General features: G+C 57.8%; 15 protein-coding genes and 3 pseudogenes. 7 read left to right on the plus strand and 11 right to left on the minus strand.

What is annotated here, in order from left to right:
- The first annotated feature begins 375 nt into the window (after window positions 1–375).
- Window positions 376–1,524 carry a serine hydrolase domain-containing protein gene (locus tag Q5Y75_RS21730; protein WP_306201516.1) on the plus strand — a complete coding sequence of 383 codons (1,149 nt, stop codon included), beginning with the start codon at window positions 376–378 and terminating at the stop codon, window positions 1,522–1,524.
- A 287-nt stretch (window positions 1,525–1,811) separates the two neighbouring features.
- On the opposite strand, the gene Q5Y75_RS21735 is transcribed toward Q5Y75_RS21730, so the two are convergent.
- The gene (locus Q5Y75_RS21735; RefSeq protein WP_306201518.1) at window positions 1,812–2,429 is read right to left on the minus strand and encodes a TetR/AcrR family transcriptional regulator; all 618 of its coding nucleotides are present in this window, start codon (window positions 2,427–2,429) and stop codon (window positions 1,812–1,814) included.
- 187 nt (window positions 2,430–2,616) lie between these two features.
- Here Q5Y75_RS21735 and Q5Y75_RS21740 point away from each other — a divergent pair, with 187 nt between their 5' ends.
- The 5 genes and pseudogenes from Q5Y75_RS21740 to Q5Y75_RS21765 all read left to right on the plus strand — a co-directional run.
- Window positions 2,617–3,561, plus strand: a complete 945-nt coding sequence (locus Q5Y75_RS21740; protein ID WP_306201520.1) for a homocysteine S-methyltransferase family protein — start codon at window positions 2,617–2,619, stop codon at window positions 3,559–3,561.
- A 114-nt stretch (window positions 3,562–3,675) separates the two neighbouring features.
- Window positions 3,676–4,269, plus strand: coding sequence for a hypothetical protein (locus Q5Y75_RS21745; protein WP_306201522.1), 594 nt, complete (start codon window positions 3,676–3,678; stop codon window positions 4,267–4,269).
- A gap of 68 nt (window positions 4,270–4,337) precedes the next feature.
- Entirely contained in the window at window positions 4,338–4,946 is a 609-nt protein-coding gene (locus Q5Y75_RS21750) for a GNAT family N-acetyltransferase (protein WP_306201525.1), read from the plus strand.
- Between the two features lie 129 nt (window positions 4,947–5,075).
- Complete coding sequence (locus Q5Y75_RS21755; protein ID WP_306201526.1) at window positions 5,076–5,759, plus strand: IS6 family transposase; 684 nt, start codon at window positions 5,076–5,078, stop codon at window positions 5,757–5,759.
- 629 nt (window positions 5,760–6,388) lie between these two features.
- Window positions 6,389–6,574, plus strand: a pseudogene (locus tag Q5Y75_RS21765) (DDE-type integrase/transposase/recombinase); the annotation flags it as partial.
- Window positions 6,575–6,649: 75 nt separating this feature from the next.
- On the opposite strand, the gene Q5Y75_RS21770 reads toward Q5Y75_RS21765, so the two are convergent.
- From Q5Y75_RS21770 to Q5Y75_RS21805, 8 genes and pseudogenes are all read right to left on the minus strand, one after another.
- Entirely contained in the window at window positions 6,650–10,048 is a 3,399-nt protein-coding gene (locus Q5Y75_RS21770) for an ExeM/NucH family extracellular endonuclease (RefSeq protein WP_306201528.1), read from the minus strand.
- Between the two features lie 335 nt (window positions 10,049–10,383).
- Window positions 10,384–10,986: pseudogene (locus Q5Y75_RS21775) on the minus strand (IS6 family transposase); the annotation flags it as partial.
- Between the two features lie 105 nt (window positions 10,987–11,091).
- Window positions 11,092–11,367 carry a response regulator transcription factor gene (locus tag Q5Y75_RS21780; protein WP_306201530.1) on the minus strand — a complete coding sequence of 92 codons (276 nt, stop codon included), beginning with the start codon at window positions 11,365–11,367 and terminating at the stop codon, window positions 11,092–11,094.
- Window positions 11,368–11,405: 38 nt separating this feature from the next.
- Window positions 11,406–12,539, minus strand: a complete 1,134-nt coding sequence (locus tag Q5Y75_RS21785; protein WP_306201532.1) for a hypothetical protein — start codon at window positions 12,537–12,539, stop codon at window positions 11,406–11,408.
- 3 nt (window positions 12,540–12,542) lie between these two features.
- Entirely contained in the window at window positions 12,543–14,354 is a 1,812-nt protein-coding gene (locus tag Q5Y75_RS21790) for a hypothetical protein (RefSeq protein WP_306201534.1), read from the minus strand.
- 1 nt (window position 14,355) lies between these two features.
- Window positions 14,356–15,648, minus strand: coding sequence for a hypothetical protein (locus Q5Y75_RS21795; RefSeq protein ID WP_306201536.1), 1,293 nt, complete (start codon window positions 15,646–15,648; stop codon window positions 14,356–14,358).
- Window positions 15,649–15,665: 17 nt separating this feature from the next.
- Window positions 15,666–16,505, minus strand: a complete 840-nt coding sequence (locus tag Q5Y75_RS21800) for a hypothetical protein (RefSeq protein ID WP_306201538.1) — start codon at window positions 16,503–16,505, stop codon at window positions 15,666–15,668.
- A gap of 93 nt (window positions 16,506–16,598) precedes the next feature.
- On the minus strand, window positions 16,599–17,444 hold the full coding sequence (locus tag Q5Y75_RS21805; protein WP_306201540.1) for a hypothetical protein: 846 nt from the start codon (window positions 17,442–17,444) through the stop codon (window positions 16,599–16,601).
- 224 nt (window positions 17,445–17,668) lie between these two features.
- Here Q5Y75_RS21805 and Q5Y75_RS21810 point away from each other — a divergent pair, with 224 nt between their 5' ends.
- Complete coding sequence (locus Q5Y75_RS21810; RefSeq protein WP_306201542.1) at window positions 17,669–18,619, plus strand: trypsin-like serine peptidase; 951 nt, start codon at window positions 17,669–17,671, stop codon at window positions 18,617–18,619.
- Between the two features lie 131 nt (window positions 18,620–18,750).
- Here the strand turns inward: Q5Y75_RS21810 and Q5Y75_RS21815 are convergent.
- Both Q5Y75_RS21815 and Q5Y75_RS21820 read right to left on the minus strand, forming a co-directional pair.
- Window positions 18,751–18,927, minus strand: a pseudogene (locus tag Q5Y75_RS21815) (integrase core domain-containing protein); the annotation flags it as partial.
- A 166-nt stretch (window positions 18,928–19,093) separates the two neighbouring features.
- Window positions 19,094–20,464 carry a tryptophanase gene (locus tag Q5Y75_RS21820; RefSeq protein WP_306201544.1) on the minus strand — a complete coding sequence of 457 codons (1,371 nt, stop codon included), beginning with the start codon at window positions 20,462–20,464 and terminating at the stop codon, window positions 19,094–19,096.
- Between the last annotated feature and the right edge of the window lie 98 nt (window positions 20,465–20,562).

Below are 20,562 nucleotides of genomic sequence, written 5' to 3' on the forward strand. Positions count from 1 at the left end.
GAAGTCCCAGTCTTTCATTTTGAAGCGCAAATAGTGATAATCTCGGAATAACAGTCGTTCGTTCAAATTGCAGCATCAGTCAAGTTGAACGCGAAACCTCCTTGCGGCGACGCAGCGCGGCGCACCCAATCCCAATTTCGAGACGAGACATTGCGACTTCTGCGATAATCTTGTCGCTCTATTTGCTTAGCTTGGCTGGCCGACATTAAACTATCTGAAGCGGTCGTATGTACGAATCGTAACGACCGCCGACTGTGAGCCCAAACTTCGCGATATTGTTGGGCGGTCAAATGGCTACTTCAAAGAAAATCAGCTATTCTAAGTGTAACTCGATTGAGCTTTCGGCACACCGCTGGTCAAATGAGAGAGTTTCCCATGATTATTCGACACCTCGTTCTCTCTATTTTCCTTGCGGTCAGCCTGCCCTCACACACCCTGGCCCAGGGAATCGGCGCGGCGCCAGCCGAACTTGATGACGGCTGGATGGTCGCGGAACCTGCAGAAGCCGGTCTCGATCCGGACGCTATGGCCAGACTCGTCGAAATGATTGATGCAGGCGTGACCGTGCCAAACGTTCACGCCTTGCTGATCGAATACAAAGGCCATCTGGTCTTTGAGCACTATTGGCCCGGAGATGACTGGACGTTGGGTGAAAAGCCGCTTGGATACGTTCAGCATGGCCCCACCACACAGCACGATATTCGGTCGATCAGCAAGAGCGTGACCTCGCTGCTCCTCGGTATCGCACTCGACGAAGCCGGGGAAAATGTGCTCAAGCGCCCAATTACAGATTTTTTTCCAGACAGAGATAATTTCGGAAATGGGTTGGACACTGTTACTCTTCATCATGTCCTGACCATGACGGCCGGACTAAATTGGAACGAGAACTTCGTTTCTTATGCGAGCGATCACAACGACTTCAGAATGCTCGTAGCCGCTGGCGATCCGATCGGGTTCGTGTTGGCTAAAGAGGTTCGCGACACTCCCGGGAGCCAATGGACCTACAACAATGGGCTGACGCTAGTCGCCGCCAGAGTAATCGAGACAATAACGGGGGAGCCATTGGCAGATTATGCCGACAAGGTGCTTTTTGCCCCACTCGGCATCACTGACTACGAATGGCTCAGCCGCCCTTCATGGCAATCCAACACCGTTCCCGATGCTGGCGGGGGCCTGAGAATGCGTGCCCGCGACATGGCAAAAATTACCTCGCTCGTCCTCCATAAAGGAAGATGGAGAGGGCAGCAGATCGTCTCTTCAGGTTGGATATCGACGTCGACCGCCCGTCACGTTCAGGACAATCCGTGGGGGCCGCCGGGCGTCTACGGATACGGCTATTACTGGTATCCAGGCGTGCTCATCAGCGGTCAGCGCGTCGTTCGTGCCGCCGGATGGGGCGATCAGCGGCTCTATGTCTTGCCGGACAACGGTCTTGCGATCACGCTTTTTGCTGGAAACTACGAGAAGGGCTCGCGCGGCATTGGTGAGCGAATACTGGGTCGAATTGTCCGGGCGCAGCGATAGCGTGATAGGCCGTGCAGATTTACCTAATGTACACGGGCCGCCGTTTCACTTTGTAGTGCTTACAGGCGAGATTGGACATCCGCCGCCACGCGACGAATTTCGGCTTCGTCCGCCCGGCCGTCATCCGAACGCCTTCCAACAAAAGCCCAGAGTGAGCCCAAACTACCAAATGCTGCACTTTGCGCTAACGTCTGGTTACTGCGATAGCCCAAGTATTCCTCGATGTGTTGAACAGACGACTGAAGTTCGCGGTATCGAGAGCGCTGACAGACTCAGTCAACCGGCCGTTAGTTTGGTTTTGGAGCGAACAAGAGCTTCAGGTATGTTCGAAACAGCATGATTTGCTCGGAGGCATTGTTGTGCTCTCGAAGCGCGCGTTGAAGTACCAAGCCGCCCTCGACCACCCCGGAGACCATATCGCCCAAGGCATCCATATTGACTGGCTCTCTGGGTTCATATTTGGCTGCGATTTCTTCGAACATCCCCCGGAAGCGTTTGCGCCACCCCAATATGGCTTGGCGGTTCAACTCTCGCACCCCCTCATCGAAGAGCCTGTCCTGATAGGCCGTGGACGCAATCACGCACCCTGGGTGACCCTGGGGCATCTCCTCAAGCATTTCGGCCAGCAACTTCAAGCCGATCAGCATGCAGTGTAGCGGATCATCGTTCAGTTCGCGCGCGCGCGCAAATAGATCGTCATAAAGCACGTCTTCGGTTTCGATATAGCGCTCGAGCATTGCCCGGGCCAAAGCGTTCTTGTCTTTGAAGTGGTAAAAGAAGCCGCCACGCGAAATTTCCGCGCCTGCAACGATCTCTTCGATCGAGGTGGCCTCAAACCCTTTGTCCAGAACAGCCGCCTCGGCAATATCGAGAATCCGGCCACGCGTGTCGACTTTTTGCTCCAATGTCGGCCTCCCCCTGTACCACGAGTACAGTTGACCTTGTCCTGGCGAAAGGTGGGGTCAGTCTGCTTCGGGTTACCCCCTGAAATTACAGCAAAAAGACAAACTAAACAACCGGACTACGCGGCAACTATCTGTCGCGCGAAAGTTCGGGGTATCCCCTTGTCATCAACGAACAAGGACAGCTTTGATGCGTATTCAAAAACTAAAGGAGACCCGCCGTTTCTTCCTCTCTGACGGAGGACTGGAGACATTCCTGATCTTTGACAAGGGCTACGATCTGCCCTGCTTTTCGGCGGCAGTTCTGCTGAACACCGATCAAGGCCGAGCTGATCTACGCGCGTATTACCAACGCTTTATCGATATCGCGAAGGCGTCTGGTCGTGGTTTTATCCTAGATGCACCAACATGGCGCGCCGGCACGGCTTGGGCGGGACCACTTGGTTTGACGCTGAAAGAAGTGATGGAGACCAATCAAAGGGCTGTTTCCTTCGTGTCCGTGCTACGGTCTGAGCATGAGACGGAAACTTGTCCGATCCTGATCAACGGGCTCGTTGGACCAGCAGGTGACGCCTATGCGCCGGACGCCGAGATATCGCGGCAGGAAGCGCTGCTTATTCATGCGCCACAGATCCATGCGCTCGGCAAGGCCGGTGTCGACATGATCAGCGCCATGACGCTCACTTACGCAGGTGAAGCCATCGGCATCGTGCAGGCGGCAAAAGAGATCGATGTACCAGTTGCTATCGCCTTCACGCTGGAAACCGACGGACATCTTCCATCAGGCCAGCCCCTTGGCGAAGCGATTGTGGAGGTCGATGCCGCGACCAATGGCGGCCCGATTTATTACATGATCAATTGCGCGCACCCCGACCACTTCCGCGAGACCCTCGATACGACCGCGGCCTGGACTCTGCGCATCGGCGGTATCCGGTCCAATGCGTCCCGTCAAAGCCATGCTGAACTGGACGAAGCCGAGGTTCTCGACGACGGCGATCCGGTGGAGCTTGGCAAGCTTAGCACGGAGCTTCTGTCGCGCCTTCCGAACATCCGAGTACTGGGCGGCTGCTGCGGCACCGATCACCGGCATGTGGGCTGCATAGCGGGTCATGATCATCCGCTGACAGCTGCTTGAACTCTTCTCAATCAAATCTTCCTGAAAGGACTTCTAATGTTTAAGACACTCATCACCTCCACCGCGTTGTCGCTGGCAACTCTCGCTTGGGCCGAAGCTCCCACCGCGTTTGACGTGGCCGAAGAACACACACGTATCTTCATGTCTGCGCAAACCGTGCACGAAAACGGCATGCCCGCGCACGGCAATGCTTTTGTAAGCCAAGGCTATGTCTATCCTGAAGGCACGCTCGCCGATGGCACCGTGGGTGTCCTGGAAGATGGCAGCCCCACCTTCCCCGATCTCGTTCTGGGAACTTGGACCTGCGATGGATACTTCGTTGGGGAAGGTGGCAACGCTACGACCGGTGTCTGGATCATTAGCCGCCAGACCTTTGCATTCAAAGATGGCGCGACCCTCGTGACACAAGGTACAGAGATCGCCGATATCGGTCAGCCCAACCTGCGCCCAGTGACCGGTGCAACTGGCGATTTTTCGGATATCGATGGTGGTTTGATCCAAACAACCCTCGGGTTCAACGACTTCTGGGGCCTGAGCGCGACATACGCGTTTGAAGCGCACGAGATGGACGCGGCAAAGGCAAAGGATGCAGCTTTCAGCACCGAAGGTTATCAGTCGATCACGGGTAATGAAGATGACCACCTGGAATGGGATTCCGGTGCTCCGGTCGGGCCGATCTTTGGTAAACGCTTGATCCCGTCAACATGACGCCAAATGCAAACGGTTGGGTGGCAATGCCGCCCAACTAACACCCCAAAGTAAAAGAGAACAGAAGAATGAACACTCAGGCCAACGACTTCATCCGGCAAGCCGATTCCTCGGATGCCGAAAGCCTTGCCAAACTGATCAATCTTGCGGGCGAAGGCATCCCGAATTGGCTGTGGACCCGCGCCTGCGTCGAAGGCCAAACACCGCTCGAAATCGGTATCGAACGCGCCAAGCGCAAGACCGGCGGATTTTCTTACACGAATGCGCTTGTCGCAGAGTCGGGCGGCAACCCGATCGGCATGGTGCTGAGCTACGCGATCACCCAGGTCCCAACCGAAAACCCGGATGATTTGCCTGCGCCGATTGCCCCTTTTGTCGCGCTTGAAAAGCTATCGGCGAACACCTGGTTCATCAATGCGCTGGCCGTCTTTGCCGAAGCACAAAACCAGAGTGTCGGATCACAGCTATTGGCCGCTGCAGAGAACCTCGCTTGCTCGAATGGCTTCGACAAGATGAGTATTCAGGTCTACGCCCAGAATACTGGCGCCGTGCGCCTTTATGCACGGCATGGCTACAAGCAGGTCGCAAGCGATCCTGTACGTCTGCACCCAAGCCCGCCCTATTACACAGGCGACGTTCTGCTGCTGATGAAATCTCTTTCCGGTGCAGCCACTTGAACTCCCAACACACTCCGAAAGATATCGCGATGACTTCTTATGGATGTGTCGCAAACTTTGGGCCTGGATTGACGAGCATATAGATTTCGACTTTTGGTGTCCGCGCATTGTTCTCCAACAGGTTTCAGCATGATTTCCTTGAAAGGCTGCCATTTTCCCAAGGGTGCGGTTATGTACGCCGTTTACTTCTACCTGCGGTACACGGTTTCTTATCGCGATTTGGAAGAGATCATGGCTGAGCGCGGTGTGCGAGTTGACCACGCCACATTGAATAGGTGGGTTGTGAAGTTCTCGCCGATCGTCGCAGCTCGCGCGCAATCTAAGAAGCGCCCAACTCAGAGTTCATGGCGCATGGACGAAACCTACATTCGTGTGCGCGGGAAGTGGATGTATCTCTATCGAGCAGTCGACAAACACAGCAAGACCATTGATTTCATGCTGTCTGAGCGACGAAATCGTCCAGCAGCTACTAGGCTCTTTACCAAAGCACTGTCGTCAAACGGGATCCCAAACAAAATCGTCATAGACAAGAGCGGCGCAATTGCAGCTGGCATTCGAGAAGTGAACAGGACCCTGAAGCGGTTCGGCTGCCCAGCCAAAGTACAAACGATCAGGTCCAAATATCTCAACAACCTGATTGAGCAGGATCACAGATTCATCAAGCGACGCGTGCGGCACATGTGCGGGTTCAAGTCGTTCAGATCCGCGTCGGCTACTTTGGACGGCATTGAGGTCGCCAACATGATCCGCAAGCAGCAATTCTCCAGCACTACCACGTCGGGCTTTCGGCTATTTGCCGAGATCGCAGGATAGGTGTGTCCGGTAGGTCGCTGGCGTTGGCTGTTCTAAATGTTTGCGACACATCCCTGGCATCCATATGTCATCGAAGAAGACGGACGCGCGATACGGACCGGTAACAACAGCGCTCTCACCCAGCCAGGCGACAAACAGATCACCGGATCAGTGCATCCGAACCTTACAGATCATCGCTTGATAGCAGAAGGCGTCTATCGCGCTATGACTTCACAGTAGCGCGTAACTTGCCAAAACTCATACGTTTCGGTCATTGGCGAAAACGACCGTTTTGTCCAATGAGTTACGGCAAGGGGTTTTGGGCATGTGTGCGAGGTATTAGGACGCAGGCAATGCTGTCAGGTTTCGATTGAGGCGACACGTCTGATACCAGCCTAAACTGCATCCAGAGCACCGCGTGTCCTGCGGCGTGGCGATGACCAATTCTGTGCCACCTCATCTGAAATCCAGATCGTCACGTCGCCACGCTGCCGGAGACTTTCGTTGTATTCCGAGCTGTTCGTGACTCGGTACTTTGCTTTGGGAAATTTGTCGCGACGGGCATCATTGAATTTGTAGGGCATCTACCGTCGCTCGCGTCAGAGAAAACGCTGGAACTACCGCGACAGCTCGATCCCTGCAACACGCCCCTCAACAACATAATCGAGCAGGATCACCGGTTTATCAAGCGGCTCACGAGGCCGATGCTCGGCTTCAAAAGCTTCGCCTCCGCTGAAGCGACACTTGCAGGCATCGAGACCGCCAACATGATCCGCAAGGGGCAGCTTGGACCTTCTACAAACAGATTCCGTCAATTCGCAGAGCTCGCTGGATAACAATCGCCTGCCAATGCCCTAGCTCTGACCGACGCCAGAGTTTGCGACACAGCCCATTGTGTGATCGTCAGGATGTCAGCCGACGATGAGATCATTCGCGAACATGACATCCTCGAAATCAGACACACCATAAAGATCGATCTGATCGCGCCCTCCCTCGAGCTTGATCCGAATTGCGTGGCTGAACTCACGAACGCTTGCGATTTGTGCGCCAGCCAGGTCAATGAGGTCCTCAGACGTGTTGAAGTCGAGAATGATTGTCGTGTCCCGCGCCCGGTCTTCGGCCAGTTCCGCCGAGAACATGAAGGTGTCGGCCCCATCACCGCCCCAGACGATGTCGCGTTTGCCATCGCCCGCCCGGATGATGTCATCCCCGGCACCGGCAAAGATCAGATCGCTTCCGCTGCCGCCATCGATGTCGTCATTGCCCTGGCCTGTCAGTATCTTGTCCTTGCCGCGCCCGCCGGTGATCAGGTCATCTCCTGCACCGGCATACACGAAGTCCTTGCCGCCCATTGCATCGATCTGATCCCGACCCTTGGTGCCAAGCAGGATGTCACGGCCATTGGTTCCCGCGATCAGGTTGAAAACAGGGTCAAAGTCGAAACTCACGATGACAGGGTCATGATCGGAGTTGCGCGCCGGATTGTCGCCGTCAAACAGCGTAGGGTCGCGACCGAAATCAAGATTGTAATCCAGCGCATCAGCTTCATCCGCGTTGATGTGCCATTCCGTCACCCCGGCAACGCTGGCGGTAAGCGCATCATTGGCAAGAACGTAATCCAGTGTGCCGATCTGACCATCAAAGACAAAGGAATAAGCATCATCGCCCAGCTCAGCCGCCGCAAGGTCGGTATAGCCCGCATCCGAAAGCACAGTGAGCGGATCTTCCTTGGCGTAGGCATTCAGGTCGCCAAGGATCAAGACGTTCTCAGACCCCTGACCGGTTGGATCGCTGGCCAGCCAGTCGGCCAGAATATCCGCCGCCTCGGCACGGGTGGCGTTGTTGTTGCCCTGACCGTCGCCCTGATCCTCATCCGCTGCGATACCGGACAGTGACCCTTTGGATTTCAGATGGTTGACCGAAACCGTAAGGGTCTGCCCGGTGTCCAGATCTTCGAACGTCTGCGCAACCGCGGGTCGGTTCAACCCACGTCCTGCCCCCAGCGGATCAATGAAGTCCCGCCCTTCAAAGGTTTCGAGAATGGCCATTTCGCCCTTCAGGCCGACCTCGTCGATCTTGTAGATCAGGCCGTTTGCAATGGCGTCGCCACCAACAAATTCCTGACCGGGATCAACAAAACCATAGATCTCGCCGCCAAGCTCGGCATTCACCCGGTCAACGATGTCTTGAATGGCAAATGTGTCGCCTGCAAAATCATTCTCAATCTCCACCAGCCCCAGAACGTCAGCGTCGATTGCGACGATTGCGTTGACCAGCTTGTCGGCCTGTCGTTCGAATTCTTCGGCGGTATCGGCGCCGCGCGGGTCCGAGCCATTGTCGGTCGTCGCACCCGGCTCATCAATCGTGGTGAAATAGTTCAGCACGTTGAGGCTGGCGACCTTGAAATTGCCACCGATATCCTCGGGGGTTTCGGGGCGCGGGTTGGCCTGCTGATAGGTCCCCTCGGCCGCATTGATACGGAATTCGTCGAAGGAATATCCCAGAACACCGGTGACCGACGACACGCTGTCGCCCATGCGGAAACTGTCATCGGCGCTCAGCACGCCATCATTGCCGTCTATGATCCGCAATTCATCAGGGTTCTGAACGGTCGAGCCATCGTCCAGAACCAGAGTCCGGGCGGCGATATCCTGCAGATGCTGATCGAAGCCCGCCGCGTCGGGGGCGTTTTCCTGGGTGAACTGAACGGGCCTGCCATCAGACGTGATGTTATACTGCCCGAAGCGGTCCAGATTGAACAATTCCGAGACGGTCATATCCTGCGCCACGTTCACCAACATGCCTTCATAGGCTTCGAGGTTGGCGACATAATTGCCGTCATCATCCAGCATGATGCCAGCGGTGGGAAACACAACCTCGACCGAGGAGGGCACCAGCTGCTCTGTCTCGAAAACAGCGACCGTGGTCGCGGTGATCTGGGTCTGACCGAAGTTTTCCCCGACGACACCGGTGACCTGAACCAGATCACCCACATTGACATCGACCAGAGGATTGAAGCCATCGAAGATGAAAATCCCTTCGGATGTCAGCGGGTCTGCATCAGTGTCCGCATCTTCCTCCTGCAGGTAGAACCCGTTCAGATCCCCCTGACTGCCCAGCAGCCCATCCTGAAAATCCGCGGTCACGATCGCGCTGACGGTCACGGTCTGACCTTCCAGCAGGCTGCGGTCATCCACACCGATCTGGGCCATATCTCGGGTGCCGCCGCTGCCCTGAATTTCGCTGATCAGCGTGATCTCGACAGGCGGTTCGATAAAGTTGGAGCTGCCCGGCGTCGGGGTCTGCGCGACAAAATCACCGGTCTCGTCCGGCTGGCGCGCCAAGGCGTCGCCCGTTGCGTTTCCGTTTTCACCCTCGTTGAGCTGGGTGCTTTGCCCAAGGGCCGCCAGCAGTCCGGCATCATCCGTATCATTGGTGTCGTAAACCACTGCATCCAGCAGGTTGTCTGTTGTGGGCGTGGCAGGCGCGGGCCCCTCGTAGAGCGCAACCGCATCGGCGCCGTTCTGCAATCCGTTGGTGGTGAAGGCCACCAGATCGACATTGGGCACATTGGCGGACCCGATGACAAATAACCCGTCCGCATCGGTCGAGAACCCGTCCAGCGAGATGGTATCGTAAATCGTGTCGCCGTTGCCGTTGTAGAGCGCCACCGTCAATCCGTTGAGCGAGGCGTTTCCAACGCCCCCATCATAGATCTCGATAAATTCCGCACTGTCTGTCCCGGCCTGATCCGCGTCGATTTCATTGATCACGAAATCCGGGGCCACGACCACATCCTCAAACGAGGCTGTCGGGAACGGGTTGGCCGCGCTGGCATTGGTTACCTGTCCATCAAAGGCGTTCGGCCCGGAAAAGCTCCATTCGGAGATATCGAAAACGGGACTTGCGGTTGCGCCTGGATTGCGTGCAGCCCACCCGTCGAGATATTCCCAGGGCTGCCCGGTGCCATCGACATTGATATCACCAAACAGATCAACAACAGACCCGTTTTGAAATAGCTCGATTGCGTCATCCCCATTCACCGACAGCGCGCTGGTGGTGTAGTCGGGCCCAAACCCCATGAAACTCGTGAAGCCCGCCGCTTCGCTCGACACATAGAGATAGGTTCCGGCCGTTGCGGTTACCGCGGGAAAGGTGAACTCTTCCCCATCCGACCCGCCGCCATTATTCGCCGATCCAATGCCGTATTCCGAGAGATCCGCGATATCGGCCGCCACATAGAGCTCCACCGCCTTCGGCACTCCTCCACTTAGGGGGCCATCCAATACGCCGGTAATAATCAATGACATCTTTCTCTCCCGTTATTGGCGGCTGCGTCAAAAGGCAGTCCGTAGAAACCCATGGGTCCGAAATATTAGAGGCGCGTAACAAGCAGGTGTCTCAACATGTCAGCTGGAAATCATGGCGATTACGAGCAAGACGGCAAGCGCATAAATGGGTGATCCAGCCAAGCGGGAACAACGGCCTATGGTTCACAACAGCCAACCCTACGCTGCTTCAAATTACAACAACTAAAGGTAGATGTCCCCGACATCCTTCATCGTGCTACCACAATCGGGATGTGTCGCAATTGGATCTGTTGCGAAGTTTTGACCGACCATAGTTATAGCTTTGTACCGGCGGGCTAAGCCGCCAGCTCTGCGAATTGCCGAAACGGACAGATTCCGGGTGTGATTTGGCCTTTGCGGATCATGTGCGCCACTTCGATTCCTTCGAGCGTTGCCGCCGCTGAAGAGAATGACTTGAACCCCAGCATTGGCCGAATGCGTCTCTTGATGAAACGATGATCCTGTACCACGATGTTGTTGAGGTATTTCCGCCTAACCATCTCGATTGGGATCGGGCAACCAAAGCCTTTCAGCATCTTGTTGATTGCTTTGATACCAGCGGTGTTCGCACCGCTTTTGTCGATGACGATCTTTCGTGGAAGACCATTGCATTCCAGCATTCGAGCAAAGAACTTTGTGGCAGCCGGTTTATGTAGTCGATTTGAAAGCATGAAATCGAGCGTTTTGCCGTGTTTGTCGACGGCTCGGTAGAGGTACACCCAAGCGCCTTTTACCTTGATGTAGGTCTCGTCCATTCGCCATGAGCGGTCACACGATGCCTTTCACCTGCGCGCTACGTCGGCAATTGCTCCGGCGTATTTTGTCACCCAGCGGTTCAGCGTCGTGTGATCGACCGCAACGCCACGCTCGACCATTATCTCTTCAAGATCACGGTACGAGGCTGTGTCGAAAACGCTGGCGTCGGTCAGAGCTATCGCATTGGCAGGCAGTTGTCATCCAGCGAGCTCCGCAAATTGACGGAATCCGCTTTGCGGCGAAACGCTTCAGATCACCCGACGCAGCATGTAGGCCAGTTCCGAACGTCGCCGCACACCCAGCTTGAGGAACGTGGCCTTGAGATGAGCCGCCACCGTCCAATGGCTGATTTCCAGAAACAGCGCGACCTCTTTGTTCGAAAAGCCCTTGGCGACCAGCCGGGAGACTTCGAGCTCCCGTGCCGAAAGCAAATCGAATGCCGAAAGGTCCGAGGTCGCCGACAGCATGACCCGGTCCAGCGTGGGTGAGTCTTCGATGATCTTCCTGTAGGCCGCGACAACCATGTTCACTCCCTTCGAAATGTCATTTCATACAATAGGTCTCAGACCGAGCGCCTGCGCCTGACCGGCTTGAAATCGATGATATGGGCGGTTCCTTCGGCCTGGGCACGCTTGCGCAGCCCCAGCGAATTGGTGCTGGTCAGCCAGTCGTCGGCTGCATCGACGGTCGCTTCGAGCAAGGCTTCGAAATCCGTGCGGACATCGGTAAGGATATAGTCCTCGGCAAGCCAGCGCAGGATGTCCCGGCCAGTCACCGCCATGCGGTGTCGTTGCGACGTGATCGGCCGCTCGCCCAGATGGCGCTGCAGCGTGTCTTCCAACACTTCCCACGGCGTGTCGGCGCCAAAAAGCCGCTTGATGTCCTCGGAATTGAGGATCTCGAACGCGTCGCGCAGAAGCACCATGACCTCGGACCGCAGCACTGCGATATGCCCATAAGACACCTGTTTCAGATTGTGCCGCAGATCCAGCCCGGCGCGGCGCACCACTGACATGGAGCCAAAGCTCTCGCGGGTGTTGTCCGGGCGCACGACCTCGGAAACGCGTTTGTCCTGGAAGAAGTTCGAGACGTTTCGGGTGAAGTTGGTCATCAGCGGATGAAAGGCCGAGTTGGGCACCGAGCCGGCGGGCGGTCTGCCGTCGGTATATCCGAAAACCTTGCGGTAGGCCGCCTTGCGGTCCGACAATGTGTAGCGCAGGACGCGCTTGCGATCATACTGGAAGAGCGCCATCGCGCCGCGCCCCTCGGAGAGACGTACTTCGCCCGATTTGAAGAGCTGCTGCAGCTTGAGTACCGCGCGGAACGTGCCCAGACTTTCCATTTGATAGAGATAGTAGAGATCGGCAATCGCCGTGATCCTGTCACGATTGATCTGATCGTCGTAGTCGGGCACCAGCGGAGAGGAGGCCGACTGGCCAAGCGTGGTGGCAACCGCGTCACCCAGCCCGATCATCGGCATCATGCCCCCGTCGTTGCGCGGGGCGCCGGGCGGGGCCTTGAGGGCGGTCATGATGGCGTCTTCGGCCTCGGCAACGTATTGGTTGATCAGTTCCGCCTGCCCCGGCTTTTCGGTCAGTTCATCGCGGGCCTCTTCAACCAGTTGGCGGCGTAGGCTCTGGAGCCGCCCGAGGACACCGTTCAGTTCGCCAAGCGTGTCAATCCTTTCGTCGGTCATCTTTCATTCCTCCGTATCGCTTGGCACCTGGTCCGCTTGGGCAAGTGTGTGTGCCAGCTGGGCCGCCGTCTTGATGTGAAAAGCCAGTTCCTCTAGCTGCCGGGACGGACCCGGCAGTCGATAGGCGAATCCCAGGCGGGCACTTTGCCGTGTGACTGCATCAAGCGCCTGCTTTTGCCGGTCCAGCTCATCTGCGAGGATGTCCAGATCCCCCTGTTCCAGCGTCGATGACAGGTTCGATGCCGCGGTGTAGGGATCGGCCACCTCGACGATCCAGTCGAGGATCTGACCCAGCGATAGCGCCAGGCGCGGCAAGGCCTTGGTACCACTGCTTGATGTCCTTGCCTGCTCGAATATCGCGTCGATTTCGATCTTGATGCCGGACATGAAGAAATGGACATCCTGTTCCGGCAAGGACGAACCGCTGCGCACCAGAATATCGCTCAGTTCGCGCGCCGAGTCGCGGGCGACAGTCAGGCTTTGTTCCAGCCGCGCCGCCGTGGTCCCCAGCGAATGGGCAATGGGTGTCACGACCCGGATCGCCAATCTGGCGAAACCGGCCGCGACCTCGGCGATTTCACGCCGGATTTCCTCGGATTGTACAACCGACCGGCGCAGCCCGACCTCGTCGTCATCGGGTACGGGCTGGGGCAGATCAATCTGAAGGTGGCGCAGGTCGTCGAACCTGCCGAACTGCTCCACGAGTTCCCGCTCCAGATTGGCATAGTCGAAGAAGTCCAGCAGCGCCTTGACCGCGCGGCGCAGGGTAAACCAGGCGCGAGGCAGATTGACGCCGATGGGATCGGCCATGACCTCGTCGAGCTCTTCGAACCGGTCGGCGACAATACCGCGCGCGTCGCTCGCGGAAGGAACGCCCGGGCGGATGCGGAATCGCACCATCTTCGGCAACCGGTCGAGGATGTCGAGGATGTTGTCGGCTTCAGCCCGGACCAGACGGGCAGCAACTCGCGCCGCGCCGGACAGGAGCAGGCTGGTCCCCTTATCGATGTCGTACAACCGGCCGTCTTCCGTGCGGCCAGGCACGTAGATTACATTGCCGTCGCGTTCAGTCGCGCGATAGGTGTCAAGAAGACCCTCGATCAGATCGCTGCGGGCACCGCTGGTTTCTGCACCGGTCGCAAACTGCACGCCGCTATGTGGCAACCCTCTTGCGTCGAGGCTGGCCATCAGTTGCTGCGAAACCGAGCGGTGCGCGCCGCTGCCCGTGACACCGGCCCGCGCGATCACGCCGCTTCCGGTTGCCAGGAACGAAAGCTGACGTCCGATCCCCTGCAATTCGGCGACGATTCCAGCTTCCTCGTCATGCTGTGCCATATCGGCCTCCTTTCGATCTGTCTGTGCCGCCCGGCGGACCGCCGCCTGGAAGATGTCTTCGGCCAGGCCGGCCGCCGCGCTGATGGCACCCAAGAGTTTCTTTCCGTCCTCGATGAAGGACTTGTAGGGGTTCCTGTGTATTCCCACCCGGCTGGAAAGGTCCTCGGTGACCTCGTCCACGACCGCGTTCAGGTCGTCTGTGATCGCCTGCCGGGCAACGGCCTGGCGAATATGGGTTTGCAGGGCTTTGGCCTGGGCCCGCGTCTCGGACGCTCGCCCGGCCTCGATGGCCGCCCGCAGCGTGCCGATATTGTCGCGCGCCGCGCGCGCACCGTCTTTGGCGTCGGTGATGGATTGCGCCTCGCCAGCGTCCAGGCGCGACTCCTGCAACGCCTTTGCAAAAGCCTGGATATCGTCCAGATGCCCGACAAGCCGGGTCAGATCGGATGCAATACGCTTTGTCGAATTTCCCTTCGCCACGTCACCCCCTCCCCAAAGCCAGATAGAAATTACGAGAAATACTCGCGGCTTTGTTTCGGTGAGCCCTAAATGCGGCGCGCGCCGCTGAAATCAATAAACGTTCGGGCAAAACGCCGGTCGTTTCACCCTTGACCAGCCGTTGCGCCGCTTCGTGGACCAGTTTAGCATCTTTGGGGCTGTACCTCACAACTTCTGCGAGAGCTTTTCCACCGTAGGCGGTTTCTGGCTGAAAGCAGGAAACCTGAACGAGGATGTCGCAAGCGGCGTCAAAACTCTGTGCAAAGGGCGCTGGCAACGAACGCCTTAGCGCAGGTGGATAAATCCGATTCCAGGTTGCTTCGAACCGATCGGCCTGGCGGGAAAACCCGATCCGCCGCAGAAGGCGGCAATTGATCGGTACCCGCACAAGCGGTGTGGGATGGACGCCATCGGGGTTGAACCGCATGGTGGTCCGGGGCTGCTTGGCGACCACATCGATAAGCGATTCCACATAGGCCGGACCAATCAGGAGACAGCCGGCCAGATCCGCATAAGCCTCCTTGTGCCAGCGTGTCCAGGTGTCGATGGCCTCGTCGGGAATCTTGCCGTTCATGGCGGCGCGGATGCGTTTGGGCAAGACCTCCCACATCCCCAGGTCGTTCTGCAAATTATGCACCACTTCGTGCGGCACGGCACCCAGGGTCCACGGGTTCTGGACCCGATGCTGTGGAACTTTTATCAATGGAAAGGGATTGGGGCGTTTGCCCAGCGTCGTCAGACGCACGCCGCGCCGATACGTGGCCGGGCCGCTGCCGTCTTCGATATAGGCGAATGGCGCGGGCGCCGGAATGCTGCGGGCCACGCCCAACCCGTTCCAGACCGCCTGGTAGCAGTCGCGCCCGATCCGATCCAGCGGTTGTAAGAAGCGCCCGTATCGCCCGTGGCGCTGATCGAAAATCCCGCGATAGAACGCCATCAGCCGCTCTGCTTCCTTCGTCTGGGCGTAGATCTTGTCTTTTAGCCGAAGCAATGCCCCGAACTGCCCGGGGTCGGCCCGCTGCGCCAGGGCTTCGCCGAGCTTGCGCATCTGGCCGATATCCTGCGCGAGCCGCGCGCGCGCCTCGCCCGCAAGACGGTTGGCGGCCCGGATATGGGCAGGGCTAGGCGCGTGGGCCGACGATCCGAACTCGTCTTCGCGAAAGGGTGCGAGCCCTGCCAGATATCGTTCTGCATTGGCGATCTGCCGATGAACGAACCACGCGGGCGAATAGACCGCGCCCGGAGCGCTCGCCCCGGTCGGCGCCACGCGCGCCATCGGTGCGACAATCGCATTCATGACCCGGCTCCCAGGCGACGTTCAACCCGCAGAAGATAGCGCGCGGCCTGGCGCAATGCCTTGGCGCAATCACGCCGCGATGACATCCGCCCGCCCTGGCGGCGAGGCCTTGAAGCCTGCAGGAGGTCAAGTTCGAATGCTGCCTCTTCGTCGAGGTCGTCATCCTCGTAGTCGTCTTCCAGGAATGACTCGTCGTCCTCGTAAAACGCATCGTCGTCATCAAGGAAGTCGAGATATTCATCGTCATCTTCGCCGGAAACGCCGGATTTGATGGTCAACTCTATGAACTTTTCAGCGACCGACAGCTTCTGATAGATCTGCTTGCCCAATTCTGCCGCCTGCGCTTGCGAGTATCCCCGTTTGCGCCCGATCGGAGCGGCCAGCGCAGCCGCAAGGGCAGACTTTGCGGGGATCTTCAGCAGATCGCCAGCTGAAGTGGCACCGGCAGCATTCTCGGTGATCAACTGACTGAAGCGGTTGAAGTAAGCCGATGTCATTGCGGCCATAAGTGCGCTGGAAATGACGGTGCCGAACCTCGGCTCCCAGTGCCCGATGATCAGAGGCTTAATCCGCCGATCCCAAAGTCGCCTTGCATCTCGCTGCGCGGCTTTTTTTGCGGCACGGCGCGCATCTCGTTCCATTGCTCGCCGAGCGCTGGTGAGGATGGTCCGGTTGTCCTTGCGCACTGCCAAGCGGCGGGTCTTCTCGCGGCGGCTGGAGGAACTGCCAAAGTCGGCCTCGTCATTGTAGGCGGGCTCGCTCATCCCGTCGTCATAGGCATCGTCTTCTTCGAAGGCGGCGTCCCGAAAGCGGTCTTCATGGAATTCGTCGGGCATGATCCTCGGGCTCCTGAACTGGGCGTCCGGCCACGCGAAATGCCGTGGTCGGGGAATGGTTGCCAGAGGCCAGCGCCCCCGGCACCCGCTTGCTCAATAGTACTTTTCGGCGCGGGCAATCGCTGCCCTGTCCAGCCGCCGTTTCTTGGCGGCGTTGCTGGCGAGTGCGCGGGCGAGGCGCGACTGCGACCGCAAGGTCCGTTTGGCCTGCTTGGTCATGACGCGGGCGGCCGTGGCCTTGGTGACGGGCTTTCCCTTGCGCGCTTTCTGATTCAGCGTCGCTGCCGTCTTCTTGACGATGGTGGGCAGGGCGCGGATCAGTTGCTTGCCGCGCGGGTCCGACGCCATCGTCCTGGCCACACGTCCACCGGCACTGGCCAGCGCAGGTGCCACCGTTTTTACGGCCAATGGCGTTTTTGACATGATGGTAATGGTGATCGCCCCACCCAGAGCCTGCGCATCCGATGGCCTGGACTTGGTCGCCGCCGCTGCCATCGCCTCTGCCATGGCGTCATCCAGCGCCGGGATCGGCATCACGGCTTCCATTTCGTCTTCGGTGTCGAATTCGTCCTCGTCTTCGAGGTTCTTTACGATCCCGCCGATCTTGCCGCCGACCGCGGCACCTGCAGGTCCGGCAATCGCCCCACCAATGACCGAGCCAATCTTGCCGGCATGCCGCTTGGCGATGGGGGCGAGCTTCCTGGCAGCGCGCTTGGCCGCACTTCCGACCTTGCGTGCGATCTTCTTCAGACTGCCCCAGAATTCATCGCCTTCGAAATCCTCAAAGTCCTCGAAATCCTCATAATCTTCCTCGTCGTAATACGACTCGTAGTCGCCCTCATAAGACTCGTCTTCGTCGTCATAGTCGTACTCGTGATCGAGTTCATCTTCGAACTCCAGTTCCTCGTCGTGATACATATCAAGTTCTTCATCTAACATGCTGACCTCCGCTGCTGGACGTTGAAACCGGACGCGCGGCAAGCGCGAACGCCGATCTATAGAGTCTACCTGCGGGGGACCGTCGGCAATTCCGCATCCGGGGTACCCAAAATGGGTTACCCAAGGTCAACTTCCCCGATGGCTAGCTTGTTGAAGCTATAGCCGCCGCCTCCAAATGCAGGCTAGCATCGCGCCGGTTCCGCAAGAAACGGTGGAGATGTCCCATGCTTGAGTACGAATTCGATACGTTGGATGAGTTGGACGACTTCGACGAATTTCAGGACTCCGACCTCTGGTTGGGCGATTACCAGGCACCTCCGCCCGCCCCGGCCCCAAGCCCCAACCTGGTGCCGGTCGCAAATACGCGCAGCGTTCCATACCGCTGGGTTTGCAAGATTCTCGTGAAATACCCGCGCAGCGACCTGAATTTTCCGGTGGCCGGCTCGCCGATCAGAGGCGAGTGGCTGGCCGGCACCGGCGTGCTGATTTCCTCACGCCATATTCTGACCGCCGGACACAATGTCCGCGCGGTAAAGGGCAGCAAACGCTACAAGCCGACCGAAATTCACATCGTCCCGGCCCAGGTGCCTGCGGGCGATCTGGCTGCCAGCGCTCCTTTCGGGGTCTGGCGCTCGTCAGCGAAACAAACCCATGTACCGGCAGGACTTTTCGATTCCAACCGCGACAAGGCCCGGTTGTTCGACTATGCGTTGATCCGGGTCAGTCGCAAGAATTTCAAGAGCCTGGGAAAAATCCGCATTCCCGGCAAGAAGGAGAAATTCGGCTGGTTCGGGTCGAATGCTGGAGATTCAGTCAAGAAGTTCACCAATCTCTTTGGCGATACGATCGCTCATCGGAACGTCAACGTCGCCGGATTTCCGAAGATGGCTGGCGGCGTTCGCCAGATGCGACGGGGCTTCAACCTTATTGACGCGGTGCGACCCCCCTTGGGCCCGGGTGGAGCGCGCGCGCCGCTTCTGCGCTATCGCATCAGCGCGCAATCCGGGCTGAGCGGCGCGCCCATCTGGCTCAAGGAATCCAACGGCAAGAGGAAGCTTATCGCCATTCACAGCGGGCGGGTGGGAGGTAACTCCTTCGGGCTTCTGATACGCTCAACGGTCCTGAGTTTCCTCGCCCAGCACGGTGTTCCCGCTGATGAGCTGCGCGTGACCTGAATCCGCAAAATGATAAGAATTGAGGACTTTCATCGGCGGTGCCAAAGGTCGAACAAATGCCAACTGGAACGCATCTCAATAGCTCGATCACGCGATCGGTTTCCCAATCAAGAGAAGCCATCTGATTTCACTTATTTTTCCTCAAAGACTACTGATAATGTTAAGGAATGATGGGCCGGATTGAAGTTATCAATTGTATAGCCCAGTGCACTGTGTGGTCGTTTGGTGTTGTAGTGCTTCCTCCATTCTTCGATGATGATCTTCGCTTCTCTGAACGAGTAGAAGATTTCCCCGTTCAACAGTTCGTCGACTTGCTTCAGCTAGTTGCGGTGGAGAGAGGCTTTGTAGGATTTTGCCATTTTGCGAGCTCAACAGATTGACGGAACTCGCAAACACAGGGTTCGAGCTGGCTTGGGGCAGAAACAGGCCCGCCTGCCCCATCACCTCTACTCCCATGACCGGTTCCAGGTTGAACTACGCTTGAAGCGGTTCGAACTGGCAGGTGAAATGGCGCATAAGCCTGGGTTGGCGCGTAATACGGAAACCACTCAAATTGTCCTTTATCCGCGCGAGTTCCTCAAACACCTCAATCAGATAGTCCGCGTGGCTTTGGGTATATGTCCGGCGCGGAATCGCGAGACGCACAAGGTCCATAGCTGCGGCGGTTTCCCTGCCGTCGGGATGGATGCCGAACATCACCGTTCCGATTTCGCATCCGCGAATGCCACCAAGCTCATAAAGGGCAACGGCAAGCGTCTGCCCAGGGTACTCCAGCGGCGGGATATGGGGCAACCAGGATCGGGCGTCAACAAAGACCGCATGCCCGCCAGCCGGCTTCACAACCGGCACCCCTAATGCATCCAGCCGTTCGATGATGTATTCGTTGGTGCGGATCCGATACCGCAAATAGTCCTCTTCCACGATTTCTGCCAGCCCCTGGGCAACCGCCTCCAGGTCGCGCCCCGATAGGCCACCATAGGTGGGAAAGCCCTCGGTTCGGATAAGATGATTGCGGGCCTGTTCCGCCAAGTCGTTATCATTCAGAGCAAGCCAGCCGCCGATATTGCCAAAGGCGTCCTTCTTGGCGCTCATGGTCATCCCATCCGCCACAGCAAAGCAGTCACGTACGATGTCTGGAATGGCGCGCGCACCTTGTCCCTCTTCACGCTGCTTGATGAACCAGGCGTTTTCTGCAAAGCGGCAGCCGTCGATGATAAAGGGCTTGCCAAACTTACGTGCAAGCGCTGCGGTGGCTTGAATATTGGCGAGGCTGACCGGTTGACCTCCGCCCGCGTTGTTGGTGATCGTAGTCATGACGCATGGCACGCTGTCGCCATTTTCCAGCAGATAAGCCTCCAGAAGAGCCAAATCCATGTTGCCCTTGAAAGGATGCGCGCTTTGCGGGTCTTTTCCTTCAGCGATCACCAGATCATGGCCCTCAGCACCAGACGCCTCGATATTGCCACGGGTTGTATCGAAATGGGTATTGCTGGGTATCTTCTGACCCTCCCCACCAAAGATTGAAAACAGGATAGCTTCGGCGGCGCGCCCCTGATGTGTTGGGATGACATGACGGAACGGCATCAGCCTTTTGACGGCCTTCTGAAACCGGTAAAAGGACGGCGATCCGGCGTAGCTTTCGTCACCGCGCATCGTGGCAGCCCATTGCGCCGCGCTCATCGCGCCTGTGCCGCTGTCGGTCAGCAGGTCGATCAGAACGTCGTCGGAATGCAGCCCGAACAGGTTGTAATGGGCATCACGTATGAGCTTTTTGCGCTCATCACGTGTAGTGACCCGAATTGGCTCGACCGATTTGATGCGAAAAGGTTCAAATATTGTCTTCATATCAGGGCTCCTGAATTCGGCCCCAAGACATCGTGGCAACACATACACGAAAGGGCCGAAGCGCCGCGGTTGTCCTCAGCCGGACCGCGCTCAGCGCC

The organism is Ruegeria discodermiae, from assembly GCF_030758345.1.
Taxonomy (GTDB): domain Bacteria; phylum Pseudomonadota; class Alphaproteobacteria; order Rhodobacterales; family Rhodobacteraceae; genus Ruegeria_C.